The sequence below is a fragment of the Sphingomonas sp. EC-HK361 genome, assembly GCF_902498785.1.
Taxonomy (GTDB): Bacteria; Pseudomonadota; Alphaproteobacteria; order Sphingomonadales; family Sphingomonadaceae; genus Sphingomonas.
Genome location: NZ_LR701494.1, coordinates 322,771 through 337,397, shown reverse-complemented (window position 1 = coordinate 337,397; position 14,627 = coordinate 322,771). Strand labels below are relative to the sequence as shown.

19 protein-coding genes are annotated in these 14,627 nt (G+C 66.8%); 4 read left to right on the top strand and 15 right to left on the bottom strand.

Annotated features, from left to right (window positions below; all coding sequences use genetic code 11):
- Nucleotides 1-69 precede the first annotated feature (69 nt).
- The gene (locus tag BOS5A_RS08755) at nt 70-282 is read left to right on the top strand and encodes a hypothetical protein (protein ID WP_151954834.1); all 213 of its coding nucleotides are present in this window, start codon (nt 70-72) and stop codon (nt 280-282) included.
- An 8-nt stretch (nt 283-290) separates the two neighbouring features.
- On the opposite strand, the gene BOS5A_RS08750 is transcribed toward BOS5A_RS08755, so the two are convergent.
- Nucleotides 291-857 carry a DUF2585 domain-containing protein gene (locus tag BOS5A_RS08750; RefSeq protein ID WP_199857308.1) on the bottom strand — a complete coding sequence of 189 codons (567 nt, stop codon included), beginning with the start codon at nt 855-857 and terminating at the stop codon, nt 291-293.
- Between the two features lie 37 nt (nt 858-894).
- Between BOS5A_RS08750 and gmk the strand changes: the two genes are divergently transcribed.
- Nucleotides 895-1,545, top strand: a complete 651-nt coding sequence (gene gmk / locus BOS5A_RS08745) for a guanylate kinase (protein WP_151954832.1) — start codon at nt 895-897, stop codon at nt 1,543-1,545.
- Here the strand turns inward: gmk and BOS5A_RS08740 are convergent.
- From BOS5A_RS08740 to BOS5A_RS08720, 5 genes are all read right to left on the bottom strand, one after another.
- Nucleotides 1,523-2,239 carry an ATP12 family chaperone protein gene (locus BOS5A_RS08740; RefSeq protein WP_151954831.1) on the bottom strand — a complete coding sequence of 239 codons (717 nt, stop codon included), beginning with the start codon at nt 2,237-2,239 and terminating at the stop codon, nt 1,523-1,525. The two genes, gmk and BOS5A_RS08740, sit on opposite strands and share 23 nt — an antisense overlap.
- Entirely contained in the window at nt 2,236-2,445 is a 210-nt protein-coding gene (locus tag BOS5A_RS08735) for a hypothetical protein (RefSeq protein ID WP_151954830.1), read from the bottom strand. Before BOS5A_RS08735 ends, BOS5A_RS08740 begins: the two co-directional genes overlap by 4 nt.
- Complete coding sequence (locus tag BOS5A_RS08730; protein ID WP_151954829.1) at nt 2,442-3,095, bottom strand: HAD-IA family hydrolase; 654 nt, start codon at nt 3,093-3,095, stop codon at nt 2,442-2,444. The genes BOS5A_RS08735 and BOS5A_RS08730 overlap by 4 nt, the downstream gene beginning before the upstream one ends.
- Nucleotides 3,092-4,189, bottom strand: a complete 1,098-nt coding sequence (locus tag BOS5A_RS08725; protein WP_151954828.1) for an RluA family pseudouridine synthase — start codon at nt 4,187-4,189, stop codon at nt 3,092-3,094. The genes BOS5A_RS08730 and BOS5A_RS08725 overlap by 4 nt, the downstream gene beginning before the upstream one ends.
- A 104-nt stretch (nt 4,190-4,293) precedes the next feature.
- Nucleotides 4,294-5,025: a hypothetical protein gene (locus tag BOS5A_RS08720; RefSeq protein ID WP_151954827.1), complete on the bottom strand. Its 732-nt coding sequence runs from the start codon at nt 5,023-5,025 to the stop codon at nt 4,294-4,296.
- Nucleotides 5,026-5,130: 105 nt separating this feature from the next.
- Here BOS5A_RS08720 and BOS5A_RS08715 point away from each other — a divergent pair, with 105 nt between their 5' ends.
- Nucleotides 5,131-5,352 (top strand): hypothetical protein, encoded by a 222-nt coding sequence (locus tag BOS5A_RS08715; RefSeq protein WP_151954826.1) that lies wholly within the window; start codon nt 5,131-5,133, stop codon nt 5,350-5,352.
- A 57-nt stretch (nt 5,353-5,409) separates the two neighbouring features.
- Here the strand turns inward: BOS5A_RS08715 and BOS5A_RS08710 are convergent, their stop codons facing one another.
- The 6 genes from BOS5A_RS08710 to BOS5A_RS08685 form a co-directional block, all read right to left on the bottom strand.
- Nucleotides 5,410-6,000 carry a glycine zipper 2TM domain-containing protein gene (locus BOS5A_RS08710; RefSeq protein ID WP_151954825.1) on the bottom strand — a complete coding sequence of 197 codons (591 nt, stop codon included), beginning with the start codon at nt 5,998-6,000 and terminating at the stop codon, nt 5,410-5,412.
- 107 nt (nt 6,001-6,107) lie between these two features.
- Nucleotides 6,108-6,536 (bottom strand): OsmC family protein, encoded by a 429-nt coding sequence (locus BOS5A_RS08705; RefSeq protein ID WP_151954824.1) that lies wholly within the window; start codon nt 6,534-6,536, stop codon nt 6,108-6,110.
- A 78-nt stretch (nt 6,537-6,614) separates the two neighbouring features.
- Complete coding sequence (locus tag BOS5A_RS08700; RefSeq protein WP_151954823.1) at nt 6,615-6,923, bottom strand: glycine zipper 2TM domain-containing protein; 309 nt, start codon at nt 6,921-6,923, stop codon at nt 6,615-6,617.
- A gap of 912 nt (nt 6,924-7,835) precedes the next feature.
- A complete protein-coding gene (locus BOS5A_RS08695; protein WP_151954822.1) occupies nt 7,836-10,247 on the bottom strand; it encodes a TonB-dependent receptor in 2,412 nt (803 codons plus the stop codon).
- A 95-nt stretch (nt 10,248-10,342) separates the two neighbouring features.
- Nucleotides 10,343-10,711: a winged helix-turn-helix domain-containing protein gene (locus BOS5A_RS08690; protein ID WP_151954821.1), complete on the bottom strand. Its 369-nt coding sequence runs from the start codon at nt 10,709-10,711 to the stop codon at nt 10,343-10,345.
- 1 nt (nt 10,712) lies between these two features.
- A complete protein-coding gene (locus BOS5A_RS08685; protein WP_151954820.1) occupies nt 10,713-10,919 on the bottom strand; it encodes a TOBE domain-containing protein in 207 nt (68 codons plus the stop codon).
- Nucleotides 10,920-11,013: 94 nt separating this feature from the next.
- Here BOS5A_RS08685 and BOS5A_RS08680 point away from each other — a divergent pair, with 94 nt between their 5' ends.
- On the top strand, nt 11,014-11,673 hold the full coding sequence (locus BOS5A_RS08680) for a trimeric intracellular cation channel family protein (protein WP_151954819.1): 660 nt from the start codon (nt 11,014-11,016) through the stop codon (nt 11,671-11,673).
- On the opposite strand, the gene BOS5A_RS08675 is transcribed toward BOS5A_RS08680, so the two are convergent.
- The 3 genes from BOS5A_RS08675 to sppA all read right to left on the bottom strand — a co-directional run bounded on the left by BOS5A_RS08675 (nt 11,653) and on the right by sppA (nt 14,534).
- Nucleotides 11,653-12,213, bottom strand: coding sequence for a GNAT family N-acetyltransferase (locus BOS5A_RS08675; protein ID WP_151954818.1), 561 nt, complete (start codon nt 12,211-12,213; stop codon nt 11,653-11,655). The genes BOS5A_RS08680 and BOS5A_RS08675 overlap by 21 nt on opposite strands.
- Before the next feature lie 66 nt (nt 12,214-12,279).
- Nucleotides 12,280-12,654 carry a glyoxalase gene (locus tag BOS5A_RS08670; RefSeq protein ID WP_151954817.1) on the bottom strand — a complete coding sequence of 125 codons (375 nt, stop codon included), beginning with the start codon at nt 12,652-12,654 and terminating at the stop codon, nt 12,280-12,282.
- Nucleotides 12,651-14,534 (bottom strand): signal peptide peptidase SppA, encoded by a 1,884-nt coding sequence (sppA, locus tag BOS5A_RS08665; RefSeq protein WP_151955918.1) that lies wholly within the window; start codon nt 14,532-14,534, stop codon nt 12,651-12,653. The genes BOS5A_RS08670 and sppA overlap by 4 nt, the downstream gene beginning before the upstream one ends.
- Nucleotides 14,535-14,627 lie beyond the last annotated feature (93 nt).

Here is a 14,627-nt window from a genome sequence, read left to right as displayed (position 1 = left end):
CGGGTTACTGACGCTTTCATTCCCGAGCGGCGTCGGTGGATCGCGCGCCAGTCGAAAAGGGAATATCGGATGTTGCGGAGTTTAATCGGTGCCTTGGTCGGCAGCGAAATCGATCGGCGCGACGGCCGCGGCGGGTTGAAAGGTGCGGCGATCGGCGCGCTTGCGGCACGCGCGGTGACGCGGATGGGGCCGCTCGGTCTCCTTCTTGGCGGCGGCTATGTCGCAAAGAAAGCGTATGACCGCCACCGTGACCGCCAGCGGGGCGCGCCGCCACGGGTTTGAAGCGGCTTCTAGACGCCCATCTGCCAGTGCCTGATCGCGTCGGACGGCGCGATCAGCATCACCACGTTGAGCGTCAGGTTGTCGCGGATCGCCCACAAGGTGAAGAGCTCGAACCCGATCCCGAGCGCAGCGGTGCCCCACCACGGCAGACGCCTTGCTACCGCGAAACCCAGCACCATCATCGCGATGTCGCTCACCGAATTGGCGACGCTGTCGCCCGAATAGCCGAACGCCATCGTGACGGCGCGGTAGCGAGCGATGATGATCGGCGAGTTCTCCAGGATTTCCCACCCGGCCTCGATCAGGGTCGCAAGAACGAGCCGCGCCTGCCACGGCACGTGCCCGAGTAGCAGCCAGCCCGCGAGATAGAACAGGAAGCCGTGGGTGACATGGCTGAAGCTGTACCAGTCGGTCAGCTGCTGGCTGTTCTCGTTGGACTGGACCTCGCCCGCCCACAGCGCGACATGGCCGCACGGGCAGATCGGCGCGCGACCCATGGCGAGCAGGATCGCGCCCGCGACGAGCACGATTCCGCCGATCGCAAGCCAGTATCCGGCGTTTCTCCTCGTCGTCATGCTTGACGCTTCCCCCTTCGCCACGCCACTAGCGCGCATGTCCGTTTACGACCAAGCCGATCCGCACCGGTTCAAGCGCCGCGGCCTCCTGTTCGTCTTGTCCTCGCCGTCGGGCGCGGGAAAGTCGACCATCGCGCGCAAATTGCTGGCCGACGAGCCCGATCTCTACATGTCGGTGTCCGCAACGACCCGGTCGATCCGTCCGGGCGAGCAGGACGGCAAGGATTACCGTTTCGTCGGGCTCGAAACGTTTCGCGACATGGTCGCGAATCACGAGTTTCTGGAATGGGCGCATGTCTTCGGCGAGCGCTACGGCACTCCCAAGGCGCCGGTCGATGCGATGCTGAAGTCGGGGCATGACGTGCTGTTCGACATCGACTGGCAGGGCGCGCAGCAGCTCCATCAGATCGCAGGCGGCGACGTCGTCCGCGTCTTCATCCTGCCGCCGTCTATGGAGGAGCTTCACGAGCGCCTGAAACGCCGCGCGACCGATTCGGAGGAAATCATCGATCGCCGCATGGCCCGCGCCGCGAACGAGATCAGCCACTGGGACGGTTATGACTATGTGCTGGTGAATGACGATGTCGAGGACTGTTTCGCGAAGGTGAAGACGATCCTTGCGGCCGAACGTCTCAAGCGATCCCGCCAGACGGGCCTCATCGGCTTCATCCGCGGGCTAACGCGGTAACCTCGTCGCCAGCGGCCAAAGCAGCGAGGAACCGCGCGCCAGCGTAGAAATCCGCCCTGGCGGCCGCGGTGACCCGTTCGGCGTCCGCATCGATTCCCCAGCGCTCCGCCTGCCACGCTTCGTCGATCTGCGATGCCTGCCAGACCTGATCGGGTGTAAACGCCCGCTCCGCCAGCGCCAGTGCCCCAATGAGCGAGCCGGTCGTCGTGACCAGCGGCGAGAGTCCCGCAAGCGCGAAGGCATCACGCACGCCGACGGCATCCGTCAGGCGCTTCAGGGTCGCCGGAGGCTGAGCCGCGTGCATGATCCCGGTCACGATCGTGAAATGAACGTCGTAGCGGCCACGTGCCCAATCGAGCAGCGGATCCCACGCGGCACGCTGTCGCGCGACCAGCTCGGCAGGCTCATCGGCTCGGTAGCAGAGCAGATCGCTTTCGGCATAGCGCGCCAGGCCAGCGGCAAAGGTTGCCGTATCGGGCGAAATCCGGTCGATCGCCGCGTTGGCGAGTCCGGTCAGCGGCATCTCGCGCGGGTCTAGCGTATCGCCGACCGCGCGCCATTCCGCCGCGACCGCGTCCGCCAGCGCGGCCGTGGGGAGGGCGAGCGGCGTACGACCCGGCGTGCGAACGGGGCGGTCGTCGAGCCGCACCACCCGCTCCGCATCGATCGTGACGTTGCGCCAGAACCGCTTCACTCTGGCGGAGTCCGCCACTTGCGCGCGAGCGAACGCGGCACGATCGCCATCATCGCCATCGCCGACAGGACGATCGCGACGCCGAGCAATTTGGGGCCGATCGTCGGTGCCCGTGCGAGAAGGACGACGCCGAGCACCGCACCCGCGGCGCCCGCGATCCGCGTCGCGACGATCGCGAAATAGCGCCCGCGCGCAGGATCGTTCACGACAGATGAGCCATGAGTGCGCGGGGGCTGTCGGCCACGCTATGCGCGCCGGTCGCCAGCAGCTCTTCGGCCGGGTGATATCCCCAGGCGACGCCGATCGCGCGCACGCCGGCGGACCGCGCCATCACCATGTCGAAGCTCGTGTCGCCGATCATTGCGGTGGTTTCGGGCGCCGCGCCGGCCTCGTCGATCGCCGCGCGCAGCATCGCCGGATCGGGTTTGGAGGGGTGCCGATCCGCGGTCTGCAGGGTGACGAAATGCGCGGTCAGCGCGTGATGCGCGAGGATATGCGTAAGGCCACGATCGGACTTCCCCGTCGCGATGCCGAGCACCCAGCCGGCATCGAGCAGCGCCGCGATGACATCGGGGATGCCATCGAACAGCGGCTCAGGATCAAGCTCGCCGCTGCTCCGCATCCGGAAGAAATTTGCCTTGTAGGCCGCCGCCAGCGAGCGGTGGAGCGCCGGATCGGCATCCGGAAGCAGCGCCGTCACCGCTTCGACGAGGCTCAGGCCGACGATCCGCCGGATATCCTGGCGCATCGGCGGGGCAAGCCGCGCGGCCGCGAACGCTTCCTCCATCGCCCGGCAGATATTCGCCTGACTATCGACGAGCGTTCCGTCGCAATCGAATACGGCGAGGCGTGTCATGCCTTTTCGCGCTCCCCGCGCACGCGCCGTTCGCCGCGCCGCGCCTTGCGCACCGTCTTGGCATGGGCCTTCGCGCGCGTTTTCATCTGTGCCTTGCTCGGCGGCGTCGGTTCATCGAGCGGCATCATGTTGCCCAGCATCTCGTCGAAGCCGAGGCTTTTAAGGCTCTCGCGGAAATGCGTCGGCAATTCGGCCTCGACATCGATCTTGCCGCCATCGGGGTGATCGACGCGGATGCGGCGCGCGTGCAGATGCATCTTGCGGCTGATCCCGCCGGTGAGGAACGCGGCCGCGCCGCCATATTTGCCGTCGCCGACGATCGGGTGGCCGATCGCCGCCATATGGACGCGCAGCTGATGCGTGCGCCCGGTGAAAGGTTGGAGCTCGACCCAGGCGGTGCGGTTGCCCGCGCGCTCGATCACGCGGTAGCGGGTGCGCGCGGCCTGGCCGTTCTCCTCGTCGACCTGCATCTTCTCGCCCCCGGTGCCCGGCTGCTTGCCGATCGGCAGCTCGACCATCCCGTCCTCGATGGAAGGGACATCGACGATCAGCGCCCAGTAGACCTTCTTGGCAGTGCGCCCCGAAAACGCCTTCGCGAAGAACGCTGCGGCGCGCGACGTGCGCGCGACGAGCAGCGCGCCCGACGTGTCCTTGTCGAGCCGGTGGACGAGCTTTGGCCGTCCCTCCGCATCATATTGCAGCGCATCGAGCAGGCCATCGACATGCTCCGACGTCTTGGTCCCGCCCTGCGTCGCGAGGCCGGGCGGCTTGTTGAGCACAAACGCCTGCGCGTCCTGGTGAATCACCATCTCGCGCGCGAACGCGATCTGGTCCTCGCTTAACGGCGCGCGTTCGCGCTTCGGTCGGGCGGCGTCGGGCTTGGCGGCTTCCGGAGGCGGCACGCGCAGGATCTGGCCTGCCTTCAGCCGGTCGCCCGGCGTGGCGCGCGACCCATCGACACGCAGCTGCCCCGTCCGCGCCCATTTGGCGACCGTCGTGAAGCTCGTGTCGACAAGATGCCGCTTGAACCACCGGTCGAGCCGGATGCCGTCGTCGTCATAGCCGACCGTGAACTGGCGAACGGCGTCGGTCATCGGACGCACGCCGGCGATCGGAGGCAACGGGGCGAAGTAGGGCAGGGGCGGATCATCGCGCCCGCGTTAGCGCTTTCGCGCGCTCCCGCATAGCGGCGTGGCGGTCAGCGATCGCTGCCGACGAGAAGGGTCGCCTCGCTGCCACCGATGCTGTTGCCGCCGACCATTATCAGGGCAGCCGTCCCGTCGGGGCGCGAGGCGGCGAGCACATGCTGCCGGCCATCGGCACGATGTTCTACGGCAAGCCCGGCCCGGCGCAGCTTCGTGGCATACCAGTCGAGCAGCCGACCGGGCGCGGCGGAGGACCGCAGGTTCACCGCGCGGAGCATACAGCCGGCGCCGTCCGCACCCGCCGCTTCGATCACGTCGGCGCGCGGATAGAGCGGAACGGTGTCGGGCAGGCGGCTCGCCCATGCAGCGGAGTAGCCGATCGCGCCGGCGCACCGCGCGAAGGGCGCGCCCTCGGCCTCGGCCAGCGCGGCCAGCGTCAAGGCACCACGAGCGGCCGAACATTGCGGGCACGGCGACTTCGCGGCCGGCGCCGGTTGCACCGTGTCCGTCTCCGCCGGTTTGCCGGTGTCTGCAATTCCCTCAGGTGGGATCGCTGCGGCATAGGGTTCGACCGGCGGGCGAATCGCGTCCGCATTGGCGCGACCGACGAGCGTGGGATCGACCATGATCGACCCGCGCAGCGCCGCGCGAAGCGCCGGGTCGTTCGCGGTCGCTGCGGCGTTCTCCGAAAGCTCGTCGTCCAGCGAAACGTCATGCGGCGCCGGCTTCCGGCCGCAAGCGGCCAGCATGATCGAGACGGCAAGGATGGCGGTGCAGCGGCGCAATCGGTCTGTCCGGCGAAGTGGTCGCGTTTGGCCTAGCGCGCAAAGCGTTAAATTAGCGCTGATCGTGCCTTGCAACCGTAACACACCCGCGCCATGTTCGCCCGCATGCTGAATATTCTTTCCGTGCTGATCGGCCTCGTCGCGTTGCTCTTTGCCATCCCCGGGATCATCCCGCTTCTCGGCATCCTGAACTGGATCGCGGTGCCGATCGCGGTGGTGGGCCTGATCGTCGGCATGCTGTCGTCGCGGAACACCGGCCGCAACGTGAACATCGTGATCCTGCTGGTCGCGATCGTTCGCCTCTCGCTTGGCGGCGGGATTTTCTGATACGAAAAGGCCCGGCGCCTTTCGACGCCGGGCCTCTCGCTCGTCAGGCTGTCGTGCTTAGCGGCAGACCACCTGACCGCGGTCGATCGACTGGCCGAGCAGCGCGCCGCCACCCGCACCGATCACCGTGCCGAGCAGGCGCGAACCGCCACCCGCGATGATGTTGCCCAGCGCACCACCGGCAAGTCCGCCGATGATCAGGCCGGTCGTGCCGTCCGAGCGGCGGCAGTAATAGCGGTTGTCGGTCCCGCGATAGATGCGGTCGGCACGCGTCAGCCGCCGCGGCTGATAATAGCGCCCGTCGCGATAATATTGGTTGGCGTAATAGTTGCGCTGGCCCGGCGGCAGGCGGTTCCAGTCGTAATTGCGATATTGGCGCCAGTCGCGCGCGCGATCCTGGCGGATGTCACGCATGTCGTCGCGGCGATCATGGCGGGCGTCGCGCACTTCGTCCCGATATTCGCGGCGGGCGTTGCGCACATCGCGGCGCGAATCCGCGTCACGCAGATCCTTGCGATAATCGTGCTGCGCATCGCGGACCTGATCGCGATATTCGCGGTTTGCCTCACGCGGGGTGTCCTGCGCCGCGGCGGGCACAGCGCTGAGCGAAGTCGCTGCCAGTGCAGCAAAAAGAATCGGGGTACGCATCGTTTTCACTCCTTCGAAAAACGTCAGTGTAGCAAAAACACGCCGAAGACCTGTCAAGTTGCGTGAACGGAAAACTACTTCGCGTTCACGCAACCGAAAGCCGCGCGTTACTCCGCCAGCTGCGCCTCAAGCGTGATCTCACAGTTCAGCACCTTGGAAATGGGGCAGTTGGCCTTGGCATCATCAGCGATCCGGTGAAAATCGTCCGCACCGAGACCCGGCACGCGCGCGGTCAGGGACAGCGCCGATTTCGTGACCTTGAACCCGTCGCCATCCTTGTCGAGCGTAACCTTCGACGTCGTCTCCAGCGTGCCGTGCTTCTGTCCCGCTTTTGCCAGCGCGAAGCTCAGCGCCATCGTGAAGCAGCTCGCATGCGCCGCGGCGATCAGTTCCTCGGGGTTCGTGCCGGGTTCGTCCTCGAACCGGGTTCCGAAGCCATAGGGGCTGTCGGAAAGCACCCCGGACTGGGTCGAGACCGAACCCTTGCCGTCCTTGCCCAGGCCGTCATACCGGGCCGATCCGCTGCGTGTGGTCATGGCGATACTCCCTTCGAATGGAAAAGGGGCGCGATCCGTCGGACCGCGCCCCTTCAAAGTCGGCGATTTCCGTCGAGCTTAACGGCAGCGGCGGCTGCTGGTTCCGCGCTCGATCTCACGACCGGCCAGCGCACCGAGCGCCGCGCCACCCAGCGTGCCGACCGTACGGTCGCCGCGGGTATCGATCGTGCGGCCGAGCAGACCACCGGCCACGCCGCCGACGATCAGGCCGGTCGTGCCGTCTGGCTTGCGGCAGCGATAACGGCCGTCCTTGCCGCGCCATTCCTTGTAGGAATAGTGCTTGCGCGCCTCGGCGCTCGACACCGGCATGACCAGCGTCGGAACGACCATCGCGGTGGCGCCAAGCGCCAGCATCAGTTTACGCATGTCTTTCACTCCCAGTAGAAACCGACCCTCAAAGTCGATCTGCGTCCGTAACGTATCGAAACTAGCCCAGGTTGCATGAACCCAAAACAACGTCGCGTTCATGCAGCTGGAGAGCCCGCTCATCGATCCCCGATATCCACGTTATCCACAGGCGAACGGGGCCGAATTCCTGTTGGTGCGACTCGCGATCGGTGACAGCATCATGACTGTAAGCAGACGGCGGGAACGGTGAGAAATCACAGGAAACGCAAGAACTTGCCGGTTGATTGAAGGCGCCGCGCCGTCGCGAGACGAACGCGGAGATGCAGCGATCGAACGGGATGCCGTGCAAAGACACCGATCGTGGTTTCCGGCGCAAGTCGGACACGAAGCGAGCGGGATCGGAGCGGGCGTCCGAAACGGCAGCGGCGGTCTGCGTGTTCGCACGCATCGCAATTGCCGGTCGCGACGATGCGGCGTGACGCTGAAAGCAGGTCGAGGTCTTCGGGCCGAAACCGGTGGAGCGTCAGGCAGGCAGGCGCGGCACAGCGAAGCTACCGGATCTTCGGATACGGTGGGGGAGCAGGCCATCGAGGTCCGGCAGGCACGTCCGTTCGCGGATGACACCGCCGGCCCCGATGACCGAAAGCGGGACCGGATATTGCCGCTTGCGGCAAGCGATGGTCACGCTGGATGCGACGACGGATCAGGATGACGGCCCTTCGGGATCGCCAATCGGACACGAAAGCCGCATCCGAAGCGCTACCCCCGGCGCTGGCAACGGCACGGGACAATGCGCGCCGCCGAAACCGGATGCGGGCCAACGGTCTTCGAGACGTGGTCCGGATCAAGGTCCGGCGACAGGGGGATCGGCAGCAATGCCGGTCCCCTTTTTTGTATCGTGGACGCCGTCGCGCGTCAGTCAATGACCGCCTATTGCCGCGCGCGGAACGTCACGCCGATGGTGCGGGGGTCGCTGGGGGTCGCGAGGATCAGGCCGGAATTGCCGGCCTGGATCGTCACGTTCTGGATATAGTCCCGATCGAACAGGTTGCGGGCGAAGATGGCGAGCTCCCAGCCGGCGTCGCTGCGGATGCCGATGCTGCCGTTCACCGCTGTATAGCCGTCGATGACGGTATAGCGCGAGCCGGTCGGGTCACCGAACTGGCGGGTCTTCGAGCTCGAATCGGCATGGAGCACCAGTGCGCCGCCGCCGAGCGCGTGGATCGGGTAGGCATAGTCGCCGCCCAGCGTCACCGACCATTTCGGCAGGCCCGGCAGGCCGACGCCGCTCAGGTCGCAGGCCGCCGTCGCGTTCCCGATCTTCTCGATCGGGCAGGAGCCGGTCGGGTAGTCGACATATTTGCCGTCGGCATAGGTGGCCGAGGCGCGCAGCGAGAAATTGCGGGTGAGCGCGGCGGTGGCGTCGGCTTCGAACCCCTTCACCGTCACCTTGGGGATGTTTGCCAGATAAGTGCGCAACGCAGCCGCAGCGCGGGTGTCGGTGACGTTCGCCTGGAAATCGGTGACGCGGGTGTAGAAGCCGTCGAGGTTGAAGATCAGCCGCCGGTCGAACAGGCAGGTCTTCAGGCCGATCTCGTAATTGGTGTTCTGCTCCGGCCGCACCACCGCGGTGCCGAGCGCGGGCCGGCTGGTGTTGTCGAGCGGCAGACCGGACATGTTGATCCCGCCCGATTTCGCCCCGCGCGCGAAGCTGACATAGCCAAGCACGCTGCTGGTGACTTCATAAGCGATATTGGCGCGGCCGGTGAGGCTGCCGTCATTCACCTTCGCGGCATACCTCTGCCCGCGCAGGATCGACAGCTTGGCGCTGTTGAGCGCGGCGTTCGTCGTCTGCAGCCCGCCGAAGACGAAGGTGTCGTACGTCCCGGTCTTGTGCTCATAGGTGTAGCGCAGGCCGCCGGTCAGCGTCAGCCGATCGATCGGGCGCCAGTTCACCTCGCCGAACGCCGCATAGCTGTTCGACTGGAAATCGGTGCGCCCGTCCGTGCCGTAGCCGTCAAGGAGGTTGCCGGGGACCGGCGTCGCGTTCGCGCCGGTGGTCGGCCCGATCAGCCAATAGGCCGCCAGCGGGCCGTAGATCGAGATCGGCCGCCCGATCAGGCGCTGGCGGAAAAAGTAGAGACCGCCGACATAGCTGAGCGCACGATCGCCGTTCGACGCGAAGCGCAGTTCCTGGCTATATTGATCTTGCCGCGACGGAATGTGCTGCGTGAGCTGGATCGGGACACCGGTATAGTCGCGGTCGTTCGCCGCATCCCAGTTCCAGAACCGCCACGCGCTCACCGACGTGAACGTCACCGGCCCGACATTCCAGTCGCCGATCGCGGAAACGCCGCCCTCGTTGGTGTTAACGCCCAGCGGCGCATCGATATCGGTCACGCGATCATACGGGTTCAGGCTTGGCGGCGCATAGCCGAGCCCGGCGGCAAGCGCGGGATATTGCCGCGAGGCGGTCCGCGGCACGTCGCGTGCGGCGACGCGGTAATAGACCTGGGTGCAGCAATCGCTTTCGAAATTGGTGAAGTCCGCGCTCAGCTTGAGCTGGAAGAGATCGGACGGCTTGTAGAGCAACTGCCCGCGCACCGCCTGGTTGCCGATCTGGTTGTGATCCTGCCCCGTCCGCACGTTTCGGATCACGCCATCGCGGCGCGTGACAACTGCCGAAATGCGCCCCGCCAGGACATCCCCGACCAGCGGCCCCGAGGCTGCCGCCTTCGCCTGGACGAAGCTGAAGCTGCCGATCGACAGCTCTTCCTGCGCCTCCGGCGTAAAGGTCGGCGCGCGCGTCGTGATGTTGATCGCGCCCGCCGTACTGTTCTTGCCGAACAGCGTGCCCTGCGGCCCGCGCAGTATCTCGACCTGCGCGATGTCGCTGAAATCGAACGCGGCGGTTGCGGGGCGCGCGTGATAGACCTGATCGACGTAGAAGCCGACCCCGGCCTCCAGTCCGTCATTGGCCTGACTGACCGCAACGACGCTGCTGCCAAGGCCGCGGATCGTGAAGGCCGTATTGCGCGGATTGGCCGAGCTGTAGTTGAGTGCCGGGACGAGCTGCGAAAGCTGCTGGGTGTTGACGGTGTAGGACCGGTCGAGCAGTTCGCCGCCGACCACCGACAACGATCCTGGGATGCGCTGCGCATCCTCCGCCCGCCGCCGCGCGGTGACCGTGATCGGCGGAATTGCTATGTGGGTTTCCGCGCTTGCGTCGCTTTGGGCTTCGCCCCGCTTCTCAGGCGGCGGCCCGGCCTGTTGCGCGTGCACGGGCGATCCAAACGCTGCGAAGCCCAAGACGGTCATCGCGGTCGTCAACGTCGTTCGCATGGCCACCCTTTTGGATCGACTGTATGCCGACTCGATATATCCGGCTGTATATAGCGTGGCTCGCAAAAGGAAGCGGCCGTTGCCGCGTGCACCGATCAATCGATCAGCGGGGTTTCTCTCACCCGGCGAGTCAGCTCGCGATACGCCGCGCTCTCGGTGATCGCTGCTGACTGTGCCTCCAGATCGCGAAACGCCGCCAGCACCTCTCGCCCGCAATCAGTCAGGTGGGCACCGCGATCCCGGCTGCCACCCGCCCGCGTCTCGACCAGCCGTTCGGCGAAGCAGCGGTTCATCTCGTCCACCAGCAGCCAGATGCGGCGATAGCTCATGCCGAGCGCGCGGCCCGCAGCCGAGATCGATCCCTCGCGGTCGATCGCGTCGAGAACATCGGCCTTGCCCGGACCCATCGCATAGCTGTCGCCGCAGATCAGTTGCAGCTTCAGCTTGAGCGCACCGACGCGCACGCTATTTGCCGATCAGGACGTCGCTGGCCTTGATGACGACCGTCACGCTATCGCCTTCGGCCAGCGCGAGGTCGGCGATCGCTTCCCCCGTGATGCTGGCGGTCACCGTCATGCCGCCGCCGATATCGACCTTCACCGTGGCGTTGACGGCGCCGGGCGTGATCGTCGTGACCCGCCCGGGCAGTTGATTGCGTGCGCTGAGTTTCATGGTGCCTCCGATCGCACGCGACTTTAGCAGGGCAGGCGCCGTCTTCCCAAGCTTCTCTTTACGCTGCCTGCCTGCCCGTCGTAGCGCATGCGTCATGCTGCCTCCCTCGGTCCTTTTTCCTACCCTCGGCCCCTGGTTCGACCTCGCGGGGCTCGCCGTCTTCGCGGCATCAGGGGCGCTGGCGGCGGCGAAACGCGGGCAGACGATGGTCACGCTCGCCTTCTTCGCGCTCATCACCGGCGTCGGCGGCGGGACGTTGCGCGATCTGCTGATCGGCGCGCCGGTGTTCTGGGTGCACGACAGCCGCGCGGCGGGCGTCTGCTTGGGCGTCGCGTTCGTGATCTGGGCGACGCCGGAGCGCTGGTGGAAAGGCGCCGCGCTCGATTGGTTCGACGCGGTCGGGCTTGCCGCCTATGCGGTGTTCGGCGCGGCGAAGGCGCTTGGTTACGGCATCCCTCCGCTGCCCGCCGCGCTGATGGGGGTGGTGACCGCGTGCGTCGGCGGCATCATCCGCGACGTGCTGGCGGGCGAGCCGTCGATCATCATGCGCCCGGAAATCTATGTGACGGCAGCCGCGCTTGCGTCTGCCAGCTACGTCACGCTCGTTCTGCTCGGCGTGCCGGTGGCGATTGCCGCGGTGGTCGGGGCGCTGGCGGGATTTGCGCTCCGGGCGATCGCGCTGCGCTACCACCTCGCGCTGCCCGCCTATCGCGGGCGCGACTCCGGACTCGGCTCAGCCGCGGACGACGCCTAGATCGGCGAAGCGCTTCGGTTCGGCAGGCGGGATCGTCGAATCGTTCAGTTCGCACTGCCAGAAGCCGACGTCGATCCAGCGGCCCTGCTTGTAGCCGATCTCGCGGTAGACGCCCGCCCGGCGGAAGCCGACCGACTCGTGGAGCGTGATCGAGGCGTCGTTGGGCAGCGAGATGACCCCGATCGCCTGGGTGAAGGCCTGCGCGCGCACGGTATCGATCAGTGCTTCGTAAAGCAGCCGCCCGGCACCCTGACGCTGGACCGAGCCGGCCATGTAGATCGATGTCTCGACGACATATTTATACGCCGGCCGATCGCGAAATTTGCCCGCATAGGCATAGCCGAGCACGCCGCCCTCCGGATCGCCATTGGTCGCGACGAGCCAGGGATACAGCCCGTCCGACGCCGCCATCCGCGCCCGGAAGCCGCGCGCATCGGGTGCCTCCGTCTCGAAGCTCACCGTGCCGGTCAGCACATAGGGTGCGTAGATGGCAGCGATGGCCGCGGCGTCCTCGGGCCGTGCGGCGCGGATGTCGATCATGTGGGTCTCCCTCGTGCCCCCGCTATCGCACGCGGAGCGTCAGGAGCAACGCAAAAGGGGAAGGGATCAGGCCGGCCGCTGGGTGACGTGCCAGAGCACGCCCGAAGGGTCCCAGATGAAGCCGACCTTCAGCCCCCAGCTCTGCATCACGGGCGGCTTGGGGTGCTGCACATCGAACTCGGCGGCGAGCCCCGGCGGCACTGCGCGTGCCCACCAATCGTCCACATCCTCGACCATCAGCTGCACCATGCAGTTCTCGGCAAAGGCCTTTTCGTAATAATTCTGGAGGATGATCCCCGACTCGCCAAGGGTGAGCACCGCGACCTGCGCATCGACATGCCCGGCTTCGAAGCCGAGCGCGGCGTAGAATCGCTGCGACAAGGCGAAGTCGCGCGCCGGAATGAACGCGCGGACGCCAAGGACACCCTTCGCCGCGCTCACAGTCCGATCTTTGCGAGCACCAGATCGAGCAACCGCCCGTCGCTCGCCACGCCGCCTACGGGGCCGAGCCCCGCACATTCCAGGCAGCGTGCCTGAACGCCGCCGCTGGTCGCCAGCCGCTTCACATCGCCCAGCGCCTGCGCGAACAGCTGGCGGCGTTCCCATGCGATCCGCCCGAAGGCGTCGGAAGGCGGGCCGGACGCGTCGTCGTCCTTGTCGTCACGCGCGGCGAGCTGCTTGGCGAGCTCCGCGGCCCAGCCCGGCTTCTTTTCGAGATACTGGACCTGCGCGGTCTTCGGATCGAGCTTCGCGCGGCGAGCAGCCTCTGCCACCGCGTCGGAAAGCGTGCCGAACCGGTCGACCAGCCCCAGTTGATGCGCGGTGCCGCCGTCCCAGACGCGGCCCTGCGCGATTTCGTTGACCCGCTGCGGCGTCATGTGGCGCGACGCGGCGACACGGCCGATGAACTGGGCATAGCCGTGCTCGATCGCGGCCTGGAGAACCGCGTCGGTCTGCGGGTTGGTGCCGGCCATTACGTCGGGCTGGCCCGACAGCGGCGTCGTCTTCACTCCGTCGGTCGTCACGCCGATCTTGGCGAGCGTGTTCTCGAAGGTCGGTATCAGCCCGAAGATGCCGATCGACCCGGTGATGGTCGAGGGCTCGGCAAAGATGACGTCGCCCGGCGTCGACACCCAATAGCCGCCCGACGCCGCGAGCCCGCCCATCGAGACGACGACCGGAAGCCCCTTCTTCTTGGCTGCCATGATCGCGAGCCGGATCTTCTCCGACGCCAGCACCGACCCGCCCGGCGAATCGACCCGAACGACGAGCGCCTTCAGGTCGTTCTTGGCGAGTCCGTCGAGGATGTATTTGGCGATCGTGTCGCCGCCGGCGGAGCCAGCCTTCGCCTTGCCGTCGACGATCTCGCCGGCGATGGTCACGATGCCGATGTCGCCGGTCTTGGGCAGCGGCTTCGAATCGACATAGGCCTGGTATTTGATCGCGTTGAAGTAGCCCGCCGGCTTAGATGTGTCGCCGCCAGCGATCTGCGCGACCCGCCGGCCGAAGGCGGTGCGGTCGCCCAGCTTGTCGACAAGGCCGGCCGCGAGATTCGCCTTGGCGATATCGCCGCCCGCCGCCGTCACGACCGCTTCGGGCTGGGTCAGCAGCGGTGCGATCTGCGCCTTGGGACGCTCCTTCGCGATCGCCTGCTTCCATTGGTCGAACAGCACGCCGTACAGCGCTTCCGACGCCGCGCGCGCCTCGGGCGATTGATCGGCGCGGGTATAGGGTTCGACGAACGACTTGAACTTGCCGACGCGGTAGACGTGCGCGTTGACGCCGAGCTTGTCGATCAGGCCCTTGTAGTAAAGCTGCGATCCGCCCGGCCCGGCGAGCAGGATGCCCCCCATCGGGTCCATCCACACCTCGCTCGCCGCCGCTGCCAGCCGGTAGCCGCCATCGGTGTAGCCGGTCGCATAGGCGAGCACCGGCTTGCCGGACGTCCGCACCCGAAGCAGCGCGTCGGAGACTTCGCCGAGCGCGGCGGGATACGCGCCGCCGAACCGGTCGAGGTCGAGCACGATCGCCTTGACCTTCGCATCGTCCTTCGCCGCGTCGATCGTGCGGACGAGGTCGCGTAAGCGATACTGCTGCATGATCTCGCCGCCCGACAGCATCGCGAAGGGCGAGACTTCTTCGGGCTGCTCGACGATCGGGCCGTTCAGGTCGAGCACGAGCGCGCCGTCCTTGATCGTGGCGGGCGCGGACTTCGCGTTCAGCGCGGCGAACAGCACGCCGAAGAACAACAGCATCGCGACGAGCACGAGCGCGTCCTTGATGCCGACCAGCAGTTTCCAGGCGCCGCGTACCAGCTTCACGTGATTCTCCTCGCGCCGGGACTCCCAGCCTTTGGTGTCCTGATAGCCCGACGTGTCATGGTCGGGCAATACGCTATCGCGGTAAATGGACGC

Excerpts from the sequence above, each read along its gene's own strand:
- BOS5A_RS08725 (WP_151954828.1), bottom strand. The coding sequence starts at position 4,189 with ATGACCGACGCCGTTCGCCAGTTCACGGTCGGCTATGACGACGACGGC.
- BOS5A_RS08755 (WP_151954834.1), top strand. The coding sequence starts at position 70 with ATGTTGCGGAGTTTAATCGGTGCCTTGGTCGGCAGCGAAATCGATCGG.
- BOS5A_RS08710 (WP_151954825.1), bottom strand. The coding sequence starts at position 6,000 with ATGCGTACCCCGATTCTTTTTGCTGCACTGGCAGCGACTTCGCTCAGC.
- BOS5A_RS08675 (WP_151954818.1), bottom strand. The coding sequence starts at position 12,213 with ATGATCGACATCCGCGCCGCACGGCCCGAGGACGCCGCGGCCATCGCT.
- gmk (WP_151954832.1), top strand. The coding sequence starts at position 895 with ATGTCCGTTTACGACCAAGCCGATCCGCACCGGTTCAAGCGCCGCGGC.
- BOS5A_RS08680 (WP_151954819.1), top strand. The coding sequence starts at position 11,014 with ATGCTGCCTCCCTCGGTCCTTTTTCCTACCCTCGGCCCCTGGTTCGAC.
- BOS5A_RS08750 (WP_199857308.1), bottom strand. The coding sequence starts at position 857 with ATGACGACGAGGAGAAACGCCGGATACTGGCTTGCGATCGGCGGAATC.
- BOS5A_RS08700 (WP_151954823.1), bottom strand. The coding sequence starts at position 6,923 with ATGCGTAAACTGATGCTGGCGCTTGGCGCCACCGCGATGGTCGTTCCG.
- BOS5A_RS08705 (WP_151954824.1), bottom strand. The coding sequence starts at position 6,536 with ATGACCACACGCAGCGGATCGGCCCGGTATGACGGCCTGGGCAAGGAC.
- BOS5A_RS08715 (WP_151954826.1), top strand. The coding sequence starts at position 5,131 with ATGCTGAATATTCTTTCCGTGCTGATCGGCCTCGTCGCGTTGCTCTTT.
- BOS5A_RS08695 (WP_151954822.1), bottom strand. The coding sequence starts at position 10,247 with ATGCGAACGACGTTGACGACCGCGATGACCGTCTTGGGCTTCGCAGCG.
- BOS5A_RS08685 (WP_151954820.1), bottom strand. The coding sequence starts at position 10,919 with ATGAAACTCAGCGCACGCAATCAACTGCCCGGGCGGGTCACGACGATC.
- BOS5A_RS08730 (WP_151954829.1), bottom strand. The coding sequence starts at position 3,095 with ATGACACGCCTCGCCGTATTCGATTGCGACGGAACGCTCGTCGATAGT.